Source organism: Caballeronia sp. NK8, from assembly GCF_018408855.1.
In the GTDB taxonomy this organism is placed as follows: domain Bacteria; phylum Pseudomonadota; class Gammaproteobacteria; order Burkholderiales; family Burkholderiaceae; genus Caballeronia.
Genome location: NZ_AP024323.1, coordinates 599,563 through 620,247, shown reverse-complemented (window position 1 = coordinate 620,247; position 20,685 = coordinate 599,563). Strand labels below are relative to the sequence as shown.

At 64.9% G+C, this 20,685-nt stretch carries 16 protein-coding genes and 1 pseudogene; 10 read left to right on the top strand and 7 right to left on the bottom strand.

The window, feature by feature from the left end:
- The first annotated feature begins 153 nt into the window (after positions 1 to 153).
- The 4 genes from NK8_RS17510 to NK8_RS17495 all read left to right on the top strand — a co-directional run bounded on the left by NK8_RS17510 (position 154) and on the right by NK8_RS17495 (position 4,527).
- On the top strand, positions 154 to 1,041 hold the full coding sequence (locus NK8_RS17510; protein ID WP_213230242.1) for an NAD(P)-dependent oxidoreductase: 888 nt from the start codon (positions 154 to 156) through the stop codon (positions 1,039 to 1,041).
- A 41-nt stretch (positions 1,042 to 1,082) separates the two neighbouring features.
- The gene (locus NK8_RS17505; RefSeq protein ID WP_213230240.1) at positions 1,083 to 2,801 is read left to right on the top strand and encodes a SulP family inorganic anion transporter; all 1,719 of its coding nucleotides are present in this window, start codon (positions 1,083 to 1,085) and stop codon (positions 2,799 to 2,801) included.
- 164 nt (positions 2,802 to 2,965) lie between these two features.
- On the top strand, positions 2,966 to 3,793 hold the full coding sequence (locus NK8_RS17500; protein ID WP_213230239.1) for a shikimate dehydrogenase: 828 nt from the start codon (positions 2,966 to 2,968) through the stop codon (positions 3,791 to 3,793).
- A 269-nt stretch (positions 3,794 to 4,062) separates the two neighbouring features.
- Positions 4,063 to 4,527, top strand: a complete 465-nt coding sequence (locus tag NK8_RS17495; RefSeq protein ID WP_213230237.1) for a hypothetical protein — start codon at positions 4,063 to 4,065, stop codon at positions 4,525 to 4,527.
- Here NK8_RS17495 and NK8_RS17490 read toward each other — a convergent pair.
- Positions 4,494 to 5,867, bottom strand: coding sequence for a M48 family metallopeptidase (locus NK8_RS17490; protein ID WP_225936322.1), 1,374 nt, complete (start codon positions 5,865 to 5,867; stop codon positions 4,494 to 4,496). The genes NK8_RS17495 and NK8_RS17490 overlap by 34 nt on opposite strands.
- A gap of 329 nt (positions 5,868 to 6,196) precedes the next feature.
- On the opposite strand from NK8_RS17490, the gene NK8_RS17485 reads away from it, so the two are divergent.
- On the top strand, positions 6,197 to 7,066 hold the full coding sequence (locus NK8_RS17485; protein ID WP_213230235.1) for an alpha/beta fold hydrolase: 870 nt from the start codon (positions 6,197 to 6,199) through the stop codon (positions 7,064 to 7,066).
- A gap of 152 nt (positions 7,067 to 7,218) precedes the next feature.
- Complete coding sequence (locus NK8_RS17480) at positions 7,219 to 7,704, top strand: hypothetical protein (protein WP_213230234.1); 486 nt, start codon at positions 7,219 to 7,221, stop codon at positions 7,702 to 7,704.
- Here NK8_RS17480 and NK8_RS17475 read toward each other — a convergent pair.
- Both NK8_RS17475 and NK8_RS17470 read right to left on the bottom strand, forming a co-directional pair.
- Positions 7,698 to 9,047, bottom strand: a complete 1,350-nt coding sequence (locus NK8_RS17475; RefSeq protein WP_213230233.1) for an MFS transporter — start codon at positions 9,045 to 9,047, stop codon at positions 7,698 to 7,700. The genes NK8_RS17480 and NK8_RS17475 overlap by 7 nt on opposite strands.
- A gap of 105 nt (positions 9,048 to 9,152) precedes the next feature.
- Entirely contained in the window at positions 9,153 to 10,112 is a 960-nt protein-coding gene (locus tag NK8_RS17470; RefSeq protein ID WP_061174345.1) for an MBL fold metallo-hydrolase, read from the bottom strand.
- A 170-nt stretch (positions 10,113 to 10,282) separates the two neighbouring features.
- Here NK8_RS17470 and NK8_RS42810 point away from each other — a divergent pair.
- Positions 10,283 to 11,856 (top strand): annotated as a pseudogene (locus NK8_RS42810) (IclR family transcriptional regulator).
- On the opposite strand, the gene pdxY reads toward NK8_RS42810, so the two are convergent.
- The gene (pdxY, locus tag NK8_RS17455; protein WP_162067356.1) at positions 11,853 to 12,734 is read right to left on the bottom strand and encodes a pyridoxal kinase PdxY; all 882 of its coding nucleotides are present in this window, start codon (positions 12,732 to 12,734) and stop codon (positions 11,853 to 11,855) included. The pseudogene NK8_RS42810 and the gene pdxY overlap by 4 nt on opposite strands.
- Before the next feature lie 476 nt (positions 12,735 to 13,210).
- Between pdxY and glgC the strand changes: the two genes are divergently transcribed.
- The 3 genes from glgC to NK8_RS17440 are packed head-to-tail and all read left to right on the top strand — an operon-like array spanning position 13,211 to position 17,430.
- Positions 13,211 to 14,482 (top strand): glucose-1-phosphate adenylyltransferase, encoded by a 1,272-nt coding sequence (gene glgC, locus NK8_RS17450; protein ID WP_061174348.1) that lies wholly within the window; start codon positions 13,211 to 13,213, stop codon positions 14,480 to 14,482.
- Positions 14,483 to 14,520: 38 nt separating this feature from the next.
- A complete protein-coding gene (gene glgA, locus NK8_RS17445; protein ID WP_213230230.1) occupies positions 14,521 to 15,984 on the top strand; it encodes a glycogen synthase GlgA in 1,464 nt (487 codons plus the stop codon).
- Positions 15,985 to 15,993: 9 nt separating this feature from the next.
- On the top strand, positions 15,994 to 17,430 hold the full coding sequence (locus tag NK8_RS17440) for a dihydrolipoyl dehydrogenase (protein WP_213230229.1): 1,437 nt from the start codon (positions 15,994 to 15,996) through the stop codon (positions 17,428 to 17,430).
- 68 nt (positions 17,431 to 17,498) lie between these two features.
- Here NK8_RS17440 and NK8_RS17435 read toward each other — a convergent pair whose 3' ends face one another.
- The 3 genes from NK8_RS17435 to NK8_RS17425 form a co-directional block, all read right to left on the bottom strand.
- Complete coding sequence (locus tag NK8_RS17435; RefSeq protein ID WP_061174351.1) at positions 17,499 to 17,855, bottom strand: hypothetical protein; 357 nt, start codon at positions 17,853 to 17,855, stop codon at positions 17,499 to 17,501.
- 266 nt (positions 17,856 to 18,121) lie between these two features.
- A complete protein-coding gene (gene mmsB / locus NK8_RS17430) occupies positions 18,122 to 19,018 on the bottom strand; it encodes a 3-hydroxyisobutyrate dehydrogenase (RefSeq protein WP_213230227.1) in 897 nt (298 codons plus the stop codon).
- 16 nt (positions 19,019 to 19,034) lie between these two features.
- Positions 19,035 to 20,567, bottom strand: coding sequence for a CoA-acylating methylmalonate-semialdehyde dehydrogenase (locus tag NK8_RS17425; protein WP_213230225.1), 1,533 nt, complete (start codon positions 20,565 to 20,567; stop codon positions 19,035 to 19,037).
- Between the last annotated feature and the right edge of the window lie 118 nt (positions 20,568 to 20,685).

The window sequence follows — 20,685 nt, the reverse complement described above, 5'->3', positions numbered from 1 at the left end:
TCGTCCGCTCCGTGCCGCTTCGTTCCGTCTCGCTCCGCCGTTCCTCCGACGATTCGAAACTCGTGTTTGCTGTAGAACTTGCTTTGATATTGGAATAGTATTCCAGAAATGCAGCGTGGATCAACTATTTTCGAGACGAACGGAGGAAAGGACATGCGAGTGCTGGTGACAGGTGGAAGCGGTTTTCTGGCGGCGTGGGTGATGCGGCGTCTGCTCGCACGCGGCATGCAGATACGCGCATTCGACGTGCGCGAGGACGTGCGGCTCCTGCGCGCGCTCGCGCCCGAGCATGCCGATAACGTGCAATGGCGCGTCGGCGATATCGGAGAAGCGCGCGATGTCGCGAGCGCGCTCGATGGCTGCGACGCCGTCATCCATCTCGCCGGGATTCTCACGCCGGCCTGCGCCGCCGATCCGGTGCGCGGCGCGCGCATCAACCTGATGGGCACGCTGAACGTGTTCGATGCGGCCATCGCGTGCGGTTTGCGCTCGGTGCTGTATGCGAGCAGCGCCGGCGTCTTCGGCCCCGACGATGGCGCGACGCCTCATCCCGTGACGCACTACGGCGCGTTCAAGCTGGCGTGCGAGGGGTCGGCGCGCGCGTACTGGCACGATCGCGGGATCGCGAGCATCGGCTTTCGGCCGCTCGTCGTGTATGGCGCGGGGCGCGAAACCGGTTCGAGCGCGGGGCCGAGCCTTGCATGCCGCGCGGCCGCGCGCGGCGAGCCGTACACGATTCCGTTCACCGGCGCGACCGGCCTCGTCTACGCCGATGACGTCGCCGCGGCCTACGAACTCGCGCTCGCACGCGATTTCGACGGCGCGCACGCGTTCACGCTCGCGGGCGACATCACGCCGATGCACAGCGTCATCGACACGCTGAAGACGATCGCGCCCGCCGCGCGCATCGATGCGGCGGGCGCGCCCTTGCCCATCGCGACATCCTTCCCCGACGATCCCGCGCTCGCCCGCATGCTTCCGGATCTGCCGAGGACGCCGCTCATCGACGGATTGCGGCAAACCGTGGCGTTCTATCGATAGATAGGGCACGATGCGCTTTGTCCAGGGACACGGCGCCACGCATGCAAGACTCGACTCGAAGCCCGTCGGCGAGCACACGATTTCTCAAAGGCATCCTGCCGATCAACCGGCGAGCGGCCCTGCGCGATGCGCTCGCCGGCATCTCGCTCGCGTCGATGGATATTCCGCAAGTGCTCGGCTATGCGCGCATCGCCGGCATGCCCGCGGTCACGGGGCTGTACACCGCGTTCCTGCCGCTCCTCGCGTTCGCGCTGTTCGGCGCGTCGCGGCATCTCGTCGTCGCCGCCGATTCCGCGACGGCGACCATCTTCGCGAGCAAGGTCTCGTCGATGGCCGCGATGGGCAGCCCCGAGTACGTCGCGCTCGCGGGCATGGTCGCGTTGCAGACCGCCGCGCTCCTGCTGCTCGCGCGCCTTTTCAAGCTCGGTTTTCTGGCCGACTTTCTGTCGCGCACGGTGCTGACGGGTTTTCTCGCGGGCGTCGGCGTGCAGGTGTCGATCGCGATGCTCGGCGATCTGTTCGGCATGACCGTGCCCTATCCATCGTCGCGCAGCGTCGCCCAGTTCGTGTATGTGATCGGGCATGTGACGCGCGCGCATGGACTGACGCTCGGGCTCGCGTTGCTCGTGATCGTCGCCATTCTGGCCTGCAAGCGCTTCGCGCCTCGCCTGCCGATGCCGCTCGTCGCTGTCATCGGCAGCATCGCCGCGAGCAAGGCTTTCGATTTCGCCGCGCACGGGATTTCGGTGCTGGGTCCAATCGATGGCGGCCTGCCCGCGATCCGCTTCCCCGATGTCACCTGGCAGCAGTGTCTCGATCTCATGCCGGTGGCGGCGTCGTGCTTCGTGATGATCATCGCGCAGAGCGCGGCGGCAGCGCGCGTGTTCGCGCAGCAATATCACGAGGATGTGGATACCAACAGCGACATTCTCGGCCTCGCGGCGGCGAACGCGGCGGCTGCGGTAAGCGGCACGTTCGTCGTCAACGGCAGCCCGACGCAGACCGCGATGGCCGAGCGCGCCGGTACGCGCAGCCAGTTCGGACAGATCGTTTTCGCCGCGGTCGTCGCGATCGTGCTGTTGTTTCTGAGCGGCTATCTGCGCTATCTGCCACATTGCGTGCTGGCGGCCATCGTGTTCACGATCGCGATCGGCCTCGTGAATGTGCAAAGCCTGAAGGACATCCGCGCCGAAAGTCCGGGCGAGTTCACGCTCGCGCTCGTCACGGCCGGCGCGGTCGTGCTGATGGGCGTGGAGCACGGTATTCTGCTCGCGGTCGCGCTGTCGCTGCTGCGGCACGTGCGCCACAGCTATCATCCGCACACGATGGTGCTCACGCCCGTCGCGCCCGGCAAACCCTGGCGCTTCATGCCGACGCAGCCAGGTGCGATGACCGCGCCGGACCTGATCGTCTACCGCTTCGGCGCGGATCTGTTCTATGCGAACGACCATCTGTTCGTCGCGGAAGTGCAGCAACTCGTCGATACGGCTTCTGATGGACTGCGCCATGTCGTCGTCGATGCGGGCGCGATCACCGATCTGGATTACTCCGCCGCGCGTACGATCGGCGAGCTGATCGAGTCACTGCGTGGGCGCGGCGTCGCGGTGCTGTTCGGTCGCGTCAATCGTTTTCTGCGCAGCGATATGGACCGGCACGGGCTGACCCGCGTGCTCGGTGCGCAAAACGTGTTCGACACGCTCCACGAAGCGCTCGCGGCGGCGGGCGTGAATCCGGCCGCGCACGAATCTGAACCGCTGTGAGACCTGGAGGCGCTCCTTGCTGACGCTTTTTTCGGTTTTGCTGTTCGTGTACGCTAAATAAATCGACGGTTAGTTGCCTCTTAAACAAGGAATCAATTTTCTTGAATGCTGTTCCATTTTCAATTAGCATTCATTAAATCGACATTCACGGAGGCAATCGAAGCATGGCGCAGGACACTTCCTTTTCCGCATCGCTGGATGCGGGCTTGAGCGGCGCAACCCGCGTGTACTTCATCGTCGGCGATCCGATCGCGCAGGTGCGCTCGCCAGCCGGCGTCACGGCGGCGCTGCGCGCGGCGGGCCGCGACGCGATTGTGATTCCGGCGCACGTCGCGCCCGGCAATCTGGATGCGTTCTTCGCGGGCATCGCGCCCCTGCAGAACTGCGACGGCGTGATCATCACCGTGCCGCACAAATTCAGCGCGACTGCGCACTGCAAGTCGCTGACCGACGAAGGCGCGTTTCTCGGCGCGGTCAACATGCTCAAGCGCAACGCCGACGGCACGTGGCACGGCGGCGCATCGGACGGCATCGGCATGGTCGCGGCGTTGCGCGACGCGGGCTGCGAGCCGAAGGGCAAGCGCGCACTGCTGATCGGCGCGGGCGGCGCGGGATCGGCGATCGGTCACGCGCTCGTCGATGCGGGCGTCGCGTCGCTCGCGATCGCCGATTTCGATGCCGCGCGCACCGGCGCCCTCGCCTCGCGTCTGGCTGCGCTCGGCCGCGGCGCGGTGAGCGTCGCCGACGATGCGCCTGCGGAAAGCTACGACCTCATCGTGAATGCGTCGCCGGCGGGCATGCGTTCCGGCGATCCGTTGCCGATAGACGTCTCGCGCCTGCCCGCGACGACTTTCGTCGGCGACGTGGTGACCAAGCCGCCGCTCACGCCGTTCATCGAAGCGGCCCGCGCGCGCGGCTGTACGACGGTCACCGGCACGCAGATGTTCGGCCGCGTCTGCGACGCGATCGTCGCGTATCTGCTGAAGGACTGACGGCGCTGTGCCATACGTCGCGGAATGAATCAGACCAATCTGGTTCAATCCCGACGCGCGTTCGTTCATGATTCCGGCCGCGCATTTGCATCCCTCGTGAAGCGCGCCGGACCGCAGGTTTCAAAGCGTATCGCCGACAAGCGCCGTCCTTTTCAGGGCGGCGTTTTTTCGCCACGGTGGCGACCGCGCCGGCGTGAGCGCGCTCGATAATCGTCGCGCTCGCTTAGAGGGCCCATGAAACGCGTGCAGGCGCACGCAAGAGGCCTGGAATGAAATCGGATCAAAAAACAATTCAACGCGCGGCGCGAGCAGGCGTCGCCGCCATCGCACTGGCCATGCTCGCGGCATGCGCGACCGGACCGGGCGCACCGGCGCCATTGCCGGCGGACGGCACGCTCGCGTCCGGGCGCATCGTCGGCAAGCAATATCTGACAACGGTGTCGACCCCGGCGGCGGCGTCTTCCGGACCGACGCTCGGCGTGGGCGGCGGCGGGATCGGCGGCAATGGCTGGAATGGCGGCGGCGCCGGCGTGGGCCTCGGCTTCGATCTGACGAGCCTGTTCCAGAAAAGTCCGGAGCAGATGACGAAGATCTACCGCTACAGCGTGCAGATGAAAGACGGCTCGAAGCGCGACATCGACAGTCCGCTCGAACTGAGCGACGGCGCGTGCGTGACGACGATCGATTCGAGCCAGCCCGGTTATCCGCGACTGACGGGCTCGGACGCCTGCTGATCTTCTTGCGCGGCGCGTCCGACGAGCCACCCGGACAGCGCCGCGCCGACGCGGTCCACCACCGGCGCCCAATCGCCCGGCGCGCGCTGGCGCACGAGCCGCACCGAGTCGTACCACGGCTGCGTTTCGTCTTCGCCCCAGCACCAGTGCGACGCGCAATCGATCATCGCGAGCACTGGCTTGCCGAGCGCGCCCCCGAGATGCAACGGCGAGCTGTCGATGGTCACCAGCACGTCGAGCGCGCTGACGAACGCCGCCGAATCATGAAACTGCTCGCGGTATTCCGGAATGTTGGCGATGCGTGCGCCGGCCGAGCGCATCGCGGCGATGTCGGCTTCGCGGCCCGGCGCGACCGGATAAAACGCGACGTTCGGCAAATGCCAGAGCGGCGCAAGTGCATCGATGGGCATGCTGCGCTGTGAATCGCGACGATGCGTCGGGCTGCCTGCCCACACGAGGCCGACACGCAGCGCATTCCCGCCATCCGACGCCAGCACGCGCCGCCACATGTCGACGCGCTCCGGCGCGGCGTCGAGATACGCGCGGCCTTCCACCTGATGCGGCAACAGCCCGATCCACAGCGGCATGCTCATCATGCCCACGGTGTAATCGACCGTGCCGAAATCATATCCTTCGAGCGCGACGCAATCCGGCACGAAACGCCGGATCAGCGGATACAGATCCGCGCGCACCGCCAGCCGCGCCTCGCCGCCGTTTCTCCGCACGCTTTCCGCGAACCGCGGAAAGTAGCGCACGAACTGAATATCGTCGCCGAGGCCAAGTTCGCTGTAGACCACGACACGCTTGCCATCGAGCGGCTGACCGCGCCAGCGCGGCCCGACCCGTTCCATGCGCGCGACGACGCCGTTCTCGCCATGCGCCGAGCCGCCCAGCCGGCGATCGAAACGCGCCCAGCCCGTGCGCCACATGCCCCGGCGCAGCTCCAGATCGGCGAGATCGACAGCGAGCCACTTTTCATCCGGCGACTGTGCGAGCGCCGCGTGATACATCGCGTCAGCCTCGTCGAAACGCGATTGCTCCATCAGATACATCGCGATTGCGCCGGTCACGCGGCCGTCGTCGGGATGATGCAAGGCGGCCTCGCGCATGACGGTTTCAGACGCCACGCTGTCATGACGTCGCCAAAGGCAATGGCTCAATTGCCAGCGCAGTTCGTAATCGCGCGGGAAGCGCTGCAATGCTTCGCGGCAGAAACGTTCGAGCGCAGGCCAGTCGGCTGAGCGGCGAAGTTCGAGTGCGAAGGACAGGGCTCGATCCGCATTCGACAAGCTCATGTCCGCCTGCGCGGCCGGCCGCGACGCGGATGGCTCGAAAGACATGGATGATTCGGGCAACCGATATATGAAGTGTTCGCTGAGTTTATAGCAATAAGGCGCAGAGGAGACTCGACCAACGGTAAGACCCTTCCGAAAAGCGAAGCACTCCGGAGGAAATTGATTGTTGAGAATATTCGCTCTTCTCGCATTCCGTACTACTCACCCAAATCGAATCCGCGATTGCATATGGCACCGGTCTCCTTATCGTTTGCCGGCAAAGTCGATCTTATCAGCGCCATTCGGCAACCCCCTCCTTTACCTCCGACGTAATTGTCCCGCTCACATCCTCCTGCGACGATGCAGTCACACTGTTCATCGACAAGGAGACGGACATGCCCGTGAATCGACAACGCCCCAACGCAGAGATCGCCCGCCCGGGTTTCATCGCAACCACCGACGGCGTCGAGCTGTTTTATCGCGACTGGCAACCGGAAGGAGCAACCGGCAATGGCAACACCATCGTGTTCGTCCCCAGCTATTCGCTGCCGGGCGACATGTGGGCGTATCAGATGCTGCCGCTCACGCGCGCGGGCTTTCGTTGCATCGCGTACGACCGGCGCGGCCACGGCCGGTCGAGCGATCCGGGCGGCGGCTACGACTACGACACCCTCGCCGGCGATCTCGCCGCCCTCATCGACGCGCTCGAACTGTCCGACATCACGCTGGTCGGCTATTCGATGGGCGGCGCCGAAGCCGTGCGCTATATGACGCGTCACGGCAGCACGCGCGTCGCGCGCCTCGTGCTGGTCGCGTCGACCTTGCCGATGCTCGCGAAGACGCCGGACAATCCCGATGGCATCGACCGCGTCTATGCCGACTCCTTTCAACAGGATTTGCTGACGGACTATCCGCAATGGCTCGCCGAGAATGCGCGGCCGTTTGCCGGGCCAGGTGCGTCGCAGGCGATGATCGACTGGATCCGGGAAATGGCCTTGCGCACGTCGCATCAGGCGCTATTTGCATGCAACGAAACGGTGAACCACGGCGATTTCCGCAATGAATTGCGCGATATCGACGTGCCGACGCTCATCGTGCAAGGCGACCGCGATGTGTCCAATCCGCTGGAACTGACCTCGCAACGCACCGCGCGCCTGATTCCGAACGCGCGGCTGCTCGTCTACGAAGGCGCGCCGCACGGCATCTTTCTGAGCGATGCGACGCGGTTGACGGCGGATATCGGCGCGTTCGCGTCGGCGCGCTGAGTCGGAGCCGTCGAGGTTTGTCGGATTAGCGCTGACTCCTGACGCGTTTGAAAACACTCATATCAATACACTCTGGAAGAATCCGGGCACACAATAGCACTGCGAATCGACATCGACGCACCGCCCTCCCACGTCCACCGGAGCATACAGCGATGATCTTCCACGCCTCCATCCCCGCCAACGATCCGAAGCATGTCGCGCATGTGCTGGCCGAACTGTGGGACGGCTTCGCCGCGCCCTTCTCTCCGTTCCCCGACGCGTGGATGGCCGTCGCGGGCGACGATCGCGGCAGCATCATCGAGGTGTATCCGAGCGACCAGGTGATCACGCCGGGCGGCGGTCACGAAGACAGCGTGAGCTACGGCGCGGACACGTTCAAGCGCCCGCAGTACAGCGCGTTCCACATGGCCATCGCGACGAGGCTGAGCAGCGAGGAAGTCATCGCGATCGGCGAACGCGAGGGCTGGCGCGCGGTGCGCTGCATGCGCGGCGCCAACTTCTTTCACGTGATCGAGTTCTGGATCGAAAACTCGACCATGCTCGAATTCCTCACACCCGAAATGCAGGCCGAATATCTCGCCTTCGCGACACCCGAAAACTTCAAGGCGATGGCGGCCGCCGCCGCCGTGCCTCAGTGAGCGCTTGCCGTTGACGAAGGATCGCCGCGCAACCCGAACATCAGCGCGGCGCCGCTCGCGAAGAGCAGCAACGAAAGCAGGTGCACGGCGAGATCCATGCTGCCCGTCGCGGTGCGAATCTGGCCGATCACCCAAGGACTCACGATGCCGCTCGTGATCCCGATACTGCTGATGAACGCGATGCCCGCCGCCGCCGTCTTGCCCGGCAGATGGCTCGCGGGCACGGCCCAGAAGATCGGCAGCGCGGCGAAAATCAGCGTCGCGGCAAGCGAGAGAATCGCGAGCATCAGCGGAAAGCTCGGGAAATGCAGCGTGAGCGCCGCGAGCGCGATTCCGCCGCCGAACGTGCAGCACGCGAAGTGCTTGCGCCGCTCGGCGACGCGATCCGAATGGCGCGCGATCAGAATCAGCCCGACCGCGCCGATCGCGTTCGGCACGACGGTATAGAGGCTGACGGACATCACGTCGGTGATGCCGAAGTCGCGGATCATCAGCGGCATCCAGAAGCTCAGCGTCAGCGATGCGCAAGTCAGCGAAAAATAGATGAACGCGAAGAGATAGACGCGCGGGTTGCGCAGTGCGTCGAGCAGGCCGCGGCGATCGTGCGAACTGGCGTTATCGCCCGTTTGCACGCACAGCGCGACGAGCCGGTCCTGTTCGGCTTGCGTGAGCCAGCGGGCATCGCGCGGCGCATCGACGAGCAGGCGCAACGCGATCAGGCCGAGCAGCACAGCCGGCGCGCCTTCGATCGCGAACATCCACTGCCAGCCGAACAGGCCCATGACGCCCGCCATGTCGCGCATGATCCAGCCGGACACCAGTCCGCCGAACACGCCCGCCACGGCGACGCCCGCGAAGAACACCGACATCACCCCTGCGCGCCGTTGCGCCGGAAACCAGTAGGTCAGATACAGCACGATGCCGGGAAAGAACCCCGCCTCGAACACGCCGAGCAGAAAGCGCAGCAGATAGAAATGCCCCGGCGTCGAAACGAACATCATGCCCACCGACGCCGCGCCCCACAGCAGCATGATGCGCGTGAACGTGCGGCGCGCGCCGAACTTCGCCAGCAGCAGATTGCTCGGCACCTCGAACAGCACGTAGCCGACATAGAACACGGCGGCGCCCAGACCGTACATGGCGTCGGAAAAGCCGAGATCGTGCTTCATCTGCAATTGCGCGAAACCGATATTGATCCGGTCGAGAAACGACACCACGTAACACAGGAACAGAAACGGAATGATGCGCCACGCGACTTTGCGCAGCAGCGCATCGTCGGACAAGGCGTGCGCTTCCCCGACGGCGCTCGGGCTGAGCGCCGCCGTGCTGATCGACTTCGACATGTCTCGCTCCAGATGGGCGTGAGAAGGCCGGCGTCTTGAGCGCGCCTTTTTGCCTGAAGAGATGAAGGAGCGGCGCGTTTCAGCACGCGCCGCGAGAGATGAGCGTCAGTCCTGCAATGCGGCCCACATGTCCTTGTCGCGCTCGGCCGTCCAGATGCGCGGATGGCTGATGCCGCTCGCCTCGTCATAGGCGCGCGACACGTCGAACGGCAGGCAGTGTTCGTAGATGAAGACGTGGCCGAACTTCGGGTCCATCGACTTGCGCGTGAGCGCCATCGAGCCCTTCAGATCGAGCTTTTCGGCGACGGCGTCCTTGCCTGCCTGAAGCAGCGTCGTGACGAAGTCCTTCGTGTAGTCGAGACCCTTGTCCACTTCCTCAGGCGAAAGCAGCGCGGGGCCACGGCCCGGCACGAGCTTGTCGGCCTTCAGCGCGCGCAGCGCTTCGAGCGTCGCGGGCCATTGCGCGAGTTGCGCATCGCCGCAGTAGCAGGCGGCGTCGTATTCGACGAGATCGCCCGAGAACAGCACCTTCTGCGACGGCAGCCACACGACCGTGTCGCCCTTCGTGTGACCCGCGCCGAGATGCGCGATCTTCACTTCGAGCTTGCCGAGAAAGAGCGTGATTTCCTTTTCGAAGACGAGCGTCGGCCACGTGAGGCCCGGCACCGTCTCGACGCCGGCGAACAGGCGCGGAAAGCGCTCGATCTCCGATTTCATGTCCTGCTCGCCGCGCTCGACGATCATTTCATACGTGCCGCGGCTCGCGATGACCTGCTGCGCGCCTTCCGCGAAATACGCCGACGCGCCGAGCACGCGCACCGCGTGGTAATGCGACAGCACGACGTATTTGATCGGCTTGTCGGTGACGCTGCGGATTTTCGCGATGAGATCCTGCGCCATCGCGGGCGTGGCGGTCGTATCGACGATCAGCACGCCGTCGTCGCCGATGATCACGCCGGAGTTCGGGTCTCCCTCCGCCGTGTACGCGTAGGCGTTCTCGGAGAGTTGCGTGAAAGTGATCTTCTTCTCTTCCAGATCGGCCTGCGATGCAAATGCCTTTGCCATGGTCGTGTCTCGCTTCCATTCTCGTGGGGATGGGTGGATGATCGGCTTGAGGCTGATTTTTGTCAACAGCAAGCTCGCTTGCTATTTGCAAATTACGGGTAAATACCGAATCGCTTCATCTGATGATTCCTGCTCGGCTAACATTCACTTTTTTCGTTCGCGGAGTCCTCTTGGCTCGTCCCGTTCCTGCCACGCCAGAAGAGAAAAAGCAGCGCGGCATTCAGAGCGTCGAAGTCGGCGCGCGGCTGCTCGATGCGCTCGCCGCGCGCCGCGAGCCGCTCGCGTTGAGCGCGCTCGCCGATGCGGCCAGCCTGTCGACGGCGCAGGCGCACACCTATCTCGTGAGCCTCACGCGTCTCGGGCTCGTCAAGCGCGACGCGCTCACCGGCAATTACGAACCGGGTCCGCTTTCGCTCAGGCTCGGTCTATTGAATCTAGAACATCAGCCCGCGTATCGTGCGGCTGCGCCGCGTGTTTCGGCGCTGGCGCTCGCGACGGGCATGAGCGTCGCGGTCAGCGTCGCCGGGCCGCAGGGGCCGACCATCGTGCGCTACGAGCGCGGCGGGCATCCGCTGCATGTGAATCTGCACGTGGGCACGGTGATGTCGCTCTCCGCGACCTCGACGGGACGCGTGTTCCGCGCGTTCGACGATGCATCGCGCGTCGCCGCGATGCTCGCGCATCAGCAGGAAGCCGACGCGCCCGGCATGGCCGCGCGCATCGACGAGATCCGTGCGCGCGGCATCGAACGCAGCGTCGATGCGCCGAGCCCCGGCGTCAGCAGCATGTGCGTGCCGGTGTTCGACGGCGCGCGCCGCATGCAGCTCGCGCTGACCGCCATCGGCCCGACGGGCCTGTGCGCCGTCGACTGGGACGGCCCGCTCGCCCGGGCGTTGCAAGACGCCGCGCGCGATATCACCGGACTGCTTTCATGACGATGTTCGAGGAAGACGCCAAGCCGCAGCGCGGCATCAATGCGCTCGACGCGACCGGTGATCTGTTGCGCGCGCTGGTCGCGGCGGGCGAGCCGCTCACGCTGCGCGATCTCGCGGCCGCGGCCGGCATGCCGCCGGCGAAAGCGTTCGCGCATCTGGTGAGTCTCGTGAAGGTCGGGCTGCTCGCGCGCGACGACGCAGGCCTGTTCCACGCAGGCCCGCTGAGCCGCGAGCTCGGGCTCATCGCACTGCAACGCCTTTCGCCGATTCGCGACGCCGAAGCGGAAATCGTCGCGCTGGCTGCGAGCACGTCGATGACGGTCGCCGCGGCCGCGCTCGGACCGCTCGGCCCGACCGTGATCCGGCTGGAGGAATCGGCGCGGCCGCAGCACGTGAGCTTGCGCATCGGCACGGCGATGTCGCTCGTCAATACCGCCATAGGGCGTGTGTACGCCGCGTATCTTCCCGCCGAGATGCTAGCGAGCCTGATGGCGCAGGACGGCATCCGGCTCGCGGGCGCGCAGCCGGACGCGGCAGCCGACACCGTGTTCCGCGAACGGCTCGATGAAATCAGGGCGCACGGTCTCGATACGGCGCTCGGCGCGCCGGTGCCCGGCATCCACACGCTGGCCGCGCCGGTGTTCGATCACACCGGCAGCGTGTGCCTCGTGATCGCGCTGATCGGTTCGGCGGGCGGCTTCGACAGCGCCGCCGATGGCCCGCTCGCCCGCGCGCTGCTCGCGGCGACGCGGCGTCTGTCCTGGCGCTTCGGCCTGATGGAAGCGGACGAGCAGACGGAGGCGGGTTAGCCGCCCCTGACGATCTCCGTGCCGGTCACGCGGATCGCGGGGAAACGGTCGGTCGGCTTCGCGATCTCGTCCTGCGACGCGACGATTTCCAGCTCGTAGCGTCCGGCGTCATAAGTCGCCTTGACTACGGCATTGACCGCCGCGAGCGTATGCTCGAGCGCGTTGCGCATCGAGTCGCCCAACAGCGTGCGCGCGACGAACACGGCGCTCGTCAGGTCGCCGACGCCGACCGGCTGCCGCGCGAACGGATACAGCGGACGTTGCGCGAACCACGCCTCATTGGGCGACACGGCGAGCATGTTGAAGGTGTCGGCGCGGCTGTTGCGATCGAGCAGATGCTTCACGAGCACCGTGCGTGGGCCGCGCCCGATCACTTCGCGGCACGCATCGACGGCTTCCTCCACCGTTTCGATCGGGCGTCCGACGAGCTTTTCCAGTTCGACGTGATTGGGCATCAATGCGTCGGCGACTTCGGGCATCGTTGTGACGAGGAAATCCTCGATGCCGGACGCGACCGTGCAGCCGCCCGTCTGACCCATGACCGGATCGCAGAAAAACAGCGCGCGCGGGTTCACGGCCTTCACCATCTTCACGATCTCGACGACCGCGCGGCCCTGCTCCGGCGCACCGAGATAACCCGAAAGCACCGCATTGCAGCGCCCGAGCACACCGATCGCGCCGATGCCCTCGATCACGTTCTGCAACTCGTCGGCGTCGAACGCGCTTCCGGTCCAGCGGCCGTACTGCGTGTGATTGGAGAACTGCACCGTGTTGAGCGGCCAGACATTGACGCCGAGACGCCGCATCGGAAAAACCGCTGCGCTGTTGCCCGCATGGCCGAACACCACATGCGACTGAATGCTCAGGACGTTGTTCATCTTCTGATTCCCGATTGATCGTGTCCGGTCAGGTGAAACGTTTGTCGCGCGCTTGTCGTGCGAGAAGGTCGTGCAGCGCAGCGCGGCGGCCGCCCGGCGAAGAACGCCGGTGGACGCCGCGCGCGGGCGCGCTGGTGCTGCGCCTGCCTCGTATTGTGCCGTGCCTCGACGCACTGCGGCATGGGCCGTTCGATATAAATTGCGGGAACGCGCTGAATCGCGCCGCGAGATCGACAGAAGTCCGAAAAGGTCGCGCGAGCGCAACACCCGCGATGCCATCACACCGTGTGCGCAGCACGCTCGTGCGCGATCGGCACGCGGCTTGCTCACGTTGTCATCCACAAAAAAACGGCCGACTTCAGCACACGGATTCGAATACGCGCCGGATAATGCTCCAGTCACGCATACATGGAAGGCATACGAGGACGAATACACGGCAAGACATCAATAGTCGCAGGTCAAATCAGGAGGCTGACATGGAGACGCTTAAGAATCGCACCGATTTGCAAAAGTCGACCCTCGCAATCGTTCTCGCCGGCGGGCGCGGCACCCGTCTCGGCCCGCTCACCGACAAGCGCGTCAAGCCGGCCGTCCACTTCGGCGGCAAGTACCGCATCATCGATTTCGCGCTGTCCAACTGCCTCAATTCCGGCATCCGCCGCATCGCCGTCGTCACGCAATACAAGGCGCACTCGCTCATCCGCCATCTGCAGCGCGGCTGGGGCTTCCTGCGCGGCGAGTTCAACGAGTTCATCGATATCTGGCCGGCGCAGCAGCGCGTCGATTCGAGCTGGTATCGCGGCACCGCCGACGCCGTGTATCAGAACCTCGACATCGTCCGCTCGATCGGCGCGGAGTTCGTCGTCGTGCTGGCGGGCGATCACATCTACAAGATGGACTACACGCGCATGGTGCTCGACCACGTCGAGAGCGGCGCGGACTGCACGGTCGGCTGCATCGAGGTGCCGCGCATGGACGCGGTGGCGTTCGGCGTCATGCACGTCGATGAAAACCGCCGCGTGACCGACTTCCTCGAAAAGCCCGCCGATCCGCCCGCGATGCCCGGCAAGCCGGACGTGGCGCTCGCGAGCATGGGCATCTACGTGTTCAGCGCGAAGTATCTCTACGAGATGCTGCAGGAGAACATCGAGACGTCGAACACGGATCACGACTTCGGCAAGGACATCATTCCGCGCGTCGTCACGACGGGCAAGGCCATCGCGCATCCGTTCGGCATGTCGTGCGTGACCTCGAGCAGCGATCCGGACGCGCCCGCGTACTGGCGCGACGTCGGCACCGTCGACGCGTACTGGTCCGCGAATCTCGATCTGGCCTCGACGATTCCGGAACTCGATCTCTACGACCGCAAATGGCCGATCTGGACGAATCAGGAGCAATTGCCGCCCGGCAAGTTCGTGCGCGACCTGAACGGCCAGCAAGGTGCGATCACCAATCTGCTGGTCTGCGGCGGCTGCGTGATTTCGGGATCGCAGGTGTCGAAGTCGGTGTTTTCGTCGGCGGTGCGGGTGCACTCGTTCTGTAACATCAATGAGGCAGTCTTGTTGCCTCAGGTGACCGTCGGGCCGAGTTGCCGCCTGCAACGCGTCGTGATCGACCGGGGCTGCACGGTGCCCGAAGGGCTCGTGGTGGGCGAGGACCCGGACGACGACGCCGCGCGCTTCTTCCGCACGGAGTCGGGCGTGACGCTCATCACGCGCGACGCCCTGGCGCGTCTGTCCCAGCGTTAGACGCGCCGGCCCCACAAAACCAGTCGACGGGAGCGCCGATGACCGTATGCGTGCTGCATGCCGCAGCAGAAATGTTTCCGCTGTTGAAAACCGGCGGCCTCGCCGATGTAGTCGGCGCGCTGCCGCCCGCGCAATCGCAACTGGGCACGGACGCGCGCGTCGTGCTGCCGGGCTTTCCCGCCGTGCTGGCGGGGCTCACGGACCTCGAACCCGTCGCCGATCTGGGCGGCGCGTTCGGCGCGGGGACCGTGAGACTCGAACGCGGTGTGTTGCAGCCGCACGGCGTGGTGGTCTACGTGGTGCGCGCGGACGTGTTCTACGACCGTCCCGGCAATCCCTATCTCGATGCCGCGCATCGCCCCTATGCCGATAACGACCGCCGCTTCGCGCTGCTCGGGTGGGCCGCGGCGCGCATCGCCACGGGCGCCGATCCGGCGTGGAAGCCGCATATCGTGCACGCGCACGACTGGCACGCGGGACTCGCGCCCGCGTATCTGCGCGCGTTCGAGCGCGGCGGCACGCCGCGCATCGCCAGCGTGATGACCGTGCATAACCTCGCGTATCAGGGCACCTTCGCGGCGTCGGAGTTCGGTGCGCTGCAATTGCCGGGCGACTTCTACGCGGTCGAAGGCGTGGAGTTCTACGGTCATGTGTCGTTCCTCAAGGCGGGCCTCTACTACGCCGACCGCATCACGACGGTAAGTCCGACCTACGCGCGCGAGATCCAGACGCAGGCGCACGGCGCGGGGCTGCATGGCCTGCTGCAGACGCGCACCCACGAAATCACCGGCATTCTGAACGGCGTCGATTATTCGATCTGGAGCCCGTCGGTCGATGAATCCATCCCGGCGACATACACCGCGTCGAAAGTCGCGGGCAAGTCGAAGTGCAAGGCCGCGCTGCAGGAGCGCATGGGACTCGCGCGCGACGACGACGCCCTGCTCTTCGGCGTCGTCAGCCGGCTGACCGAACAGAAAGGGCTCGATCTGCTGCTGTCGGTCGTGCCCGATATCGTCCAGCGCGGCGGACAGCTCGTCGTGCTCGGCACCGGTGATCCGGCGCTCGAAACCGGCATGAAGAACGCGGCGGCGGCGCATCCGGGCGCGGTCGCGGTCGAACTCGGGTTTGACGAGACGCTGTCGCATTCGATCATCGCCGGCAGCGATATCGTGATGGTGCCGTCGCGCTTCGAGCCATGCGGGCTCACGCAACTCTACGCGCTCGCGTACGGCGCGCTGCCGCTCGTGCATCGCGTGGGCGGGCTGGCCGATACCGTCGTCGACAGCTCGCTCGAAAATCTCGCCGACGAACTCGCGACCGGCTTCGTGTTCGATACCTTCGACCGCGCGGGCATCGTCGGCGCGATCCGGCGCGCGTTCGCCCTGAAGGCGCGGCGCACCGACTGGAAGGCCGTCGTCAAACGCGCGATGAATCAGCGCTTCAGCTGGGAAGCCGCGGCCCTCAGATACGCGGAGGTGTATCAAGGGCTGACGGGCCGCTGAGGCGATCGAATGAACGAACTCAAGGTGGACGTTGCCGTGATCGGCGCGGGCACGGCCGGCATGGCCGCGTTTCGCGCGGCGCGGCTCGCGGGCGCGAATGCGGTGCTGATCGAGGGCGGCGAACTGGGCACGACCTGCGCGCGCGTCGGCTGCATGCCGTCGAAGTTGCTGCTCGCGGCAGCCAATGGCTTGCACGATGCCCGCGCGCTCGGGCCGCGCGGCATCGAAGGCACGCACGCGCTCGAAGCGAATTACGCGCATGTGCTCGACTACGTGCGGCGCGAACGCGATCACTTCGTCAAGGGCGTGCTCGAAGAAGTCGAAGCGCTTCCCGCCGGCTTGATTCTGCGCGGACAGGCGCGCTTCGAAGCGCCGACGCGGCTCGTCGTCGGCGAGGATACGCGCATCGAAGCGAAGCGCGTCGTGATCGCGACGGGCGCGGCGCCGGCCGTGCCCGATCAACTGAAAGTGTTCGGCGACAGGCTCATCACGAGCGACGAACTGTTCGAGCTGCGCACGCTGCCCAGACGCATCGCCGTGTTCGGCGCGGGGCCGATCGCGCTGGAACTCGGACAAGCGCTCGCGCGCCTCGATGTCGAGATCTTCATGTTCGGCAAAGGCGGCCATGTCGCGTCGCTCACCGACAAACCCGTGCGCGATGCGCTCGCCGCCGCGCTGGCCGACGAGTTCTATTTCGATCCCGACGCGAAGTTCGACGAAATGTCGCTCGAGGACGGCCAGCCGACGCTGCGCTTCACGTCGCCGGATGGCCGGAAGCACGTCGAACGCGTCGATCTCGTGCTCGCCGCGACGGGCCGCGCGCCGAATCTGGAGCCGCTCGCGCTCGACAAGGCCGGCATCGAACTGAACGAAAAGGGTGTGCCGCTCTTCGACGAAACCACGATGCAATGCGGCCATAGCGCGGTTTTCATCGCCGGCGATTGCGACGGCACGCGGCCCTGGCTGCACGACGCCGCCGACGAAGGCAAGCTCGCCGGCGACAACGCCGCGCGCTTTCCCGACGTGCAGGCGGTCAAGCGCAAGGTGCCCTTCGCGATCGTGTTCAGCGAGCCGCAGGTGGTGATGGTCGGCGCGTCCTACGACGATCTCGACAAGCAGATGACGGTGACGGGCGAAGCATCATTCGAGAATCAGGGACGCAGCCGCGTGATGCGGCAGAATCGCGGGCTGCTGCATGTCTATGCGGACGCGAAAACCGGCAAGCTGCGCGGTGCGCAAGGTTGCGGCCCGGCGATGGAGCATATCGGCCATCTGCTCGCCTGGGCGGTGCAACTCGAACTCACGCTGGACGAAACGCTCAAGCTGCCTTTCTATCATCCGGTGGTGGAAGAAGGCTTGCGCAGCGCGTTGAAGGACGCGGACAGAAAAAGCTACGAAGAGCGGTCTGAGACGCCGCCCGCTCTGGCGAGTGCAGCGGGTTGCTAGAAAAAAGAAAACGCCGGTTTCGCAACCGGCGTTTCATCTTTCGAATCAGATAAGCAAACCGTTACTGATCAGCTTCCGCTCAATCCATATTGCAGTGCAAGGTCGAAACCCAGCACCACCATCGAACAGAACAGACCCAGCGACAGATTCGCCAGCCTGTGGCCGACGTCCTTGTGCTTCGTCAGCACAGCGCCTGCGAGGAATGCGATTTCCACGATGATCTGCATGCAGAACACGGCGATCATCAATGCGAACTCATAACCCATCGCATTAAAGTTCATGAAGTTGAAGCCGTTCACCGCAACCCATGACCCCACTCGCCAGACTTCGTATGCCAATAGGAGCAACGGGAAGAAATAGCTGGCGATATAAGTCGGCACCGTGGCGTGCCGCAGTTCCATATTTAAGTGACGTGTTACTTGCATCGCGTACTCCTCATCTGATTGCCCGAAGACGACGGGCGTTCTACCAGCACGGTGGCGCAACCGGGAGCGTTCTTTTTTTGAACGACAGACGGGCGTCGTGCTTTCAGAATAGGACAATTTTCGGGAAAGCGAATCATCGTATTCCCGATGATCACGCCCATTAAGGATTGCCGCGACGCGTTGTGCAGTGCAACTGAATAAAGCAGTTATTACGGCCCTCAATTCGGCACGCGCGTGCGTGCCGAATGATTATGTCGTTCGATTCCTTATTGGCCGGATTGTTGCTTTGCGTACAGCTTGATAATGCCAGAAAAATCGAGTTCGCCGAGGCCCTGCTGACTCATCGACTGATACAACTGCTGTGCCAGCGCGCCCATGAAAACCGGCTGTTTCGCGCCGCGCGCGGCATCGACGGCGAGACCCAGATCCTTCAACATAAGATCCGCGCCGAAGCCACCCGAATAACCGCGCGACGCAGGCGCGGTTTCGACAATACCCGGATAGGGATTACACGTATCCGAACTCCAGCAACGTCCAGTGGAGGTATTGACGATGCTCGCGAGTTTCGTCGGATCGATGCCGAGCGTTTCGCCGAGTTTCATCGCTTCGGCGACGCCGATCATGGAAATCCCCAATAACAGGTTATTGCAGATCTTCGCGATCTGGCCTGTGCCGGTTTCGCCGCATCGCACCATATTCTTGCCCATGCCGGACAGCACCGGGCGCAACGTTTCGAAGAGCGCTTCGTCCGCGCCGACCATGAAGGTCAGCGTGCCCGCCTGCGCGCCGACGACGCCGCCCGAGACCGGCGCATCCGCGAACGGATTGCCCTGCTTTCCCGCCGCTTCGCCGATGAGCCTCGCCGTGGCGGGATCGATCGTGCTGCTGTCGACGAGCGGAATGCCCTTCGCGACGCCCGCGAGCACGCCGTCATCGTTCAAATAAACCGCCTTCACGTGTTGCGCCGCGGGCAGCATCGTGATAACGACTTCCGCGCCCTCCGCCGCCGCGCGCGGCGACGCGGCGAGCGTCGCGCCCGCCGCCTTCGCCGCGTCGAGCGCGGCGGGCACGAGATCGAACGCCGTGACCGCGTGCCCCGCCTTCAGCAGATTGGCGGCCATCGGACCGCCCATGTGACCCAGGCCGACAAAACCTATTTTCATCGCCGTCTCCTTGTTCTTATCTCAGCGAGATGGTCGTGTTCACGCCGTCGTTTACGGTGGCGTCGTCGAACCAGCGCGCGGTGACTGTTTTCGTCTGCGTGTAGAACTGCACGACCTGCTTGCCGTACGGGCCGAGATCGCCGAGCTTCGAGCCGCGCGAACCCGTGAAGCTGAACGCGGGCACCGGCACCGGAATCGGAATGTTGATGCCCACCTGACCGATATCGATTTCGCTCTGAAACTTGCGCGCCGCCGCGCCGCTCTGCGTGAAGAGGCCGACGCCGTTGCCCATCGGATTGCGGTTGACGAGCGCGATGGCGTCGTCGAGCGTGTCGGCTTCGACCACGCACAGCACCGGGCCGAAGATCTCCGTTTTGTAGACCGACATGTCGGTATTCACGTTCGTGAAGATCGTCGGGCCGATGAAGTTGCCGCTTTCGTAGCCCTTTACGTCGATATCGCGGCCATCGAGCGCGAGCGTCGCGCCCTCTTCCACGCCCCGGCCGATCATGCCGAGAATCCGCTCCTTCGCCGCTTTCGATACGACCGGGCCGACATCCGTATTCGGTTCGACGCCCGCGTTGACCTTGAGCGTCTTCGCGCGTTCGACGAGTTCCGGCACCCAGTCCTTCGACGCGCCCACGAACACCGCCACCGAGGTCGCCATGCAGCGCTGTCCCGCCGCGCCGAAACCCGCGCCCGCGAGCGCGTTGAGCGTCTGCTCCTTGTTCGCGTCGGGCAGCACGACGGCGTGATTCTTCGCGCCCATCATCGACTGCACGCGCTTGCCGTGCTGGCTCGCGAGGTTGTAGACATGCGTGCCGACGGCCGTCGAGCCGACGAACGAGATCGCCTTGATATCGGGATGCGTGCAGATAGCGTCGACGACTTCCTTGCCGCCATGCACGACGTTCAGCACGCCCGGCGGCACGCCCGCTTCGAGCGCGAGTTCCACGAGCTCCATGGTCGAAAGCGGGTCCTGCTCGGACGGCTTCAGCACGAAGGTGTTGCCGCAGACGATCGCCATCGGGAACATCCACAGCGGGATCATCGCGGGGAAGTTGAACGGCGTGATGCCCGCGCAGACGCCGATCGGCTGACGCAGCGTGTAGGTATCCACACCGCCCGCGACGTTTTCGGAGAATTCGCCTTGCTGCAAGGTGCTGATCGAGCACGCATGCTCGACGACTTCGAGGCCGCGAAAGATGTCGCCTTCGGCATCGGCGAGCGTCTTGCCCTGCTCGGCCGTCAGCGTCTGCGCGATGCGCTTCTGGTTCTGGCGCACCAGATCCTGAAACTTGAGCATCAGCCGCATGCGCGCGCCGAGCGGCGTCGTGCGCCAGGTCTGAAACGCCTTGTGTGCGGCGGCGACTGCGGCGTTCACTTCGTCCGCCGTCGCGAACGGCACGCGGCCGACCACTTCCTGCGTCGCGGGATTGACGATGTCGCGCCATTCGGTCGTCTTCGAATCGACAAACTGGCCGTCGATGAGCAGTTTGGCCGTACGGACGGACGCACTCTGCGCCGGATGTTCAGCAGCGATATTCACGAGTCACTCCTTGTGTGGAAAGTTGCAACGTCAAGATCGGGATGAAAGGCGAAGACGCGCAGACGGGACACCGGTTCGGTGCCGTGGGGAAAGGGCATGTCGTCTCCGTTTATAGAAA

What these genes read in the sequence shown, in the direction of transcription:
- NK8_RS17510 (WP_213230242.1), top strand. Translation starts at nt 154, where the DNA reads ATGCGAGTGCTGGTGACAGGTGGAAGCGGTTTTCTGGCGGCGTGGGTG.
- NK8_RS17505 (WP_213230240.1), top strand. Translation starts at nt 1,083, where the DNA reads ATGCAAGACTCGACTCGAAGCCCGTCGGCGAGCACACGATTTCTCAAA.
- NK8_RS17500 (WP_213230239.1), top strand. Translation starts at nt 2,966, where the DNA reads ATGGCGCAGGACACTTCCTTTTCCGCATCGCTGGATGCGGGCTTGAGC.
- NK8_RS17495 (WP_213230237.1), top strand. Translation starts at nt 4,063, where the DNA reads ATGAAATCGGATCAAAAAACAATTCAACGCGCGGCGCGAGCAGGCGTC.
- NK8_RS17490 (WP_225936322.1), bottom strand. Translation starts at nt 5,867, where the DNA reads ATGTCTTTCGAGCCATCCGCGTCGCGGCCGGCCGCGCAGGCGGACATG.
- NK8_RS17485 (WP_213230235.1), top strand. Translation starts at nt 6,197, where the DNA reads ATGCCCGTGAATCGACAACGCCCCAACGCAGAGATCGCCCGCCCGGGT.
- NK8_RS17480 (WP_213230234.1), top strand. Translation starts at nt 7,219, where the DNA reads ATGATCTTCCACGCCTCCATCCCCGCCAACGATCCGAAGCATGTCGCG.
- NK8_RS17475 (WP_213230233.1), bottom strand. Translation starts at nt 9,047, where the DNA reads ATGTCGAAGTCGATCAGCACGGCGGCGCTCAGCCCGAGCGCCGTCGGG.
- NK8_RS17470 (WP_061174345.1), bottom strand. Translation starts at nt 10,112, where the DNA reads ATGGCAAAGGCATTTGCATCGCAGGCCGATCTGGAAGAGAAGAAGATC.
- pdxY (WP_162067356.1), bottom strand. Translation starts at nt 12,734, where the DNA reads ATGAACAACGTCCTGAGCATTCAGTCGCATGTGGTGTTCGGCCATGCG.
- glgC (WP_061174348.1), top strand. Translation starts at nt 13,211, where the DNA reads ATGGAGACGCTTAAGAATCGCACCGATTTGCAAAAGTCGACCCTCGCA.
- glgA (WP_213230230.1), top strand. Translation starts at nt 14,521, where the DNA reads ATGACCGTATGCGTGCTGCATGCCGCAGCAGAAATGTTTCCGCTGTTG.
- NK8_RS17440 (WP_213230229.1), top strand. Translation starts at nt 15,994, where the DNA reads ATGAACGAACTCAAGGTGGACGTTGCCGTGATCGGCGCGGGCACGGCC.
- NK8_RS17435 (WP_061174351.1), bottom strand. Translation starts at nt 17,855, where the DNA reads ATGCAAGTAACACGTCACTTAAATATGGAACTGCGGCACGCCACGGTG.
- mmsB (WP_213230227.1), bottom strand. Translation starts at nt 19,018, where the DNA reads ATGAAAATAGGTTTTGTCGGCCTGGGTCACATGGGCGGTCCGATGGCC.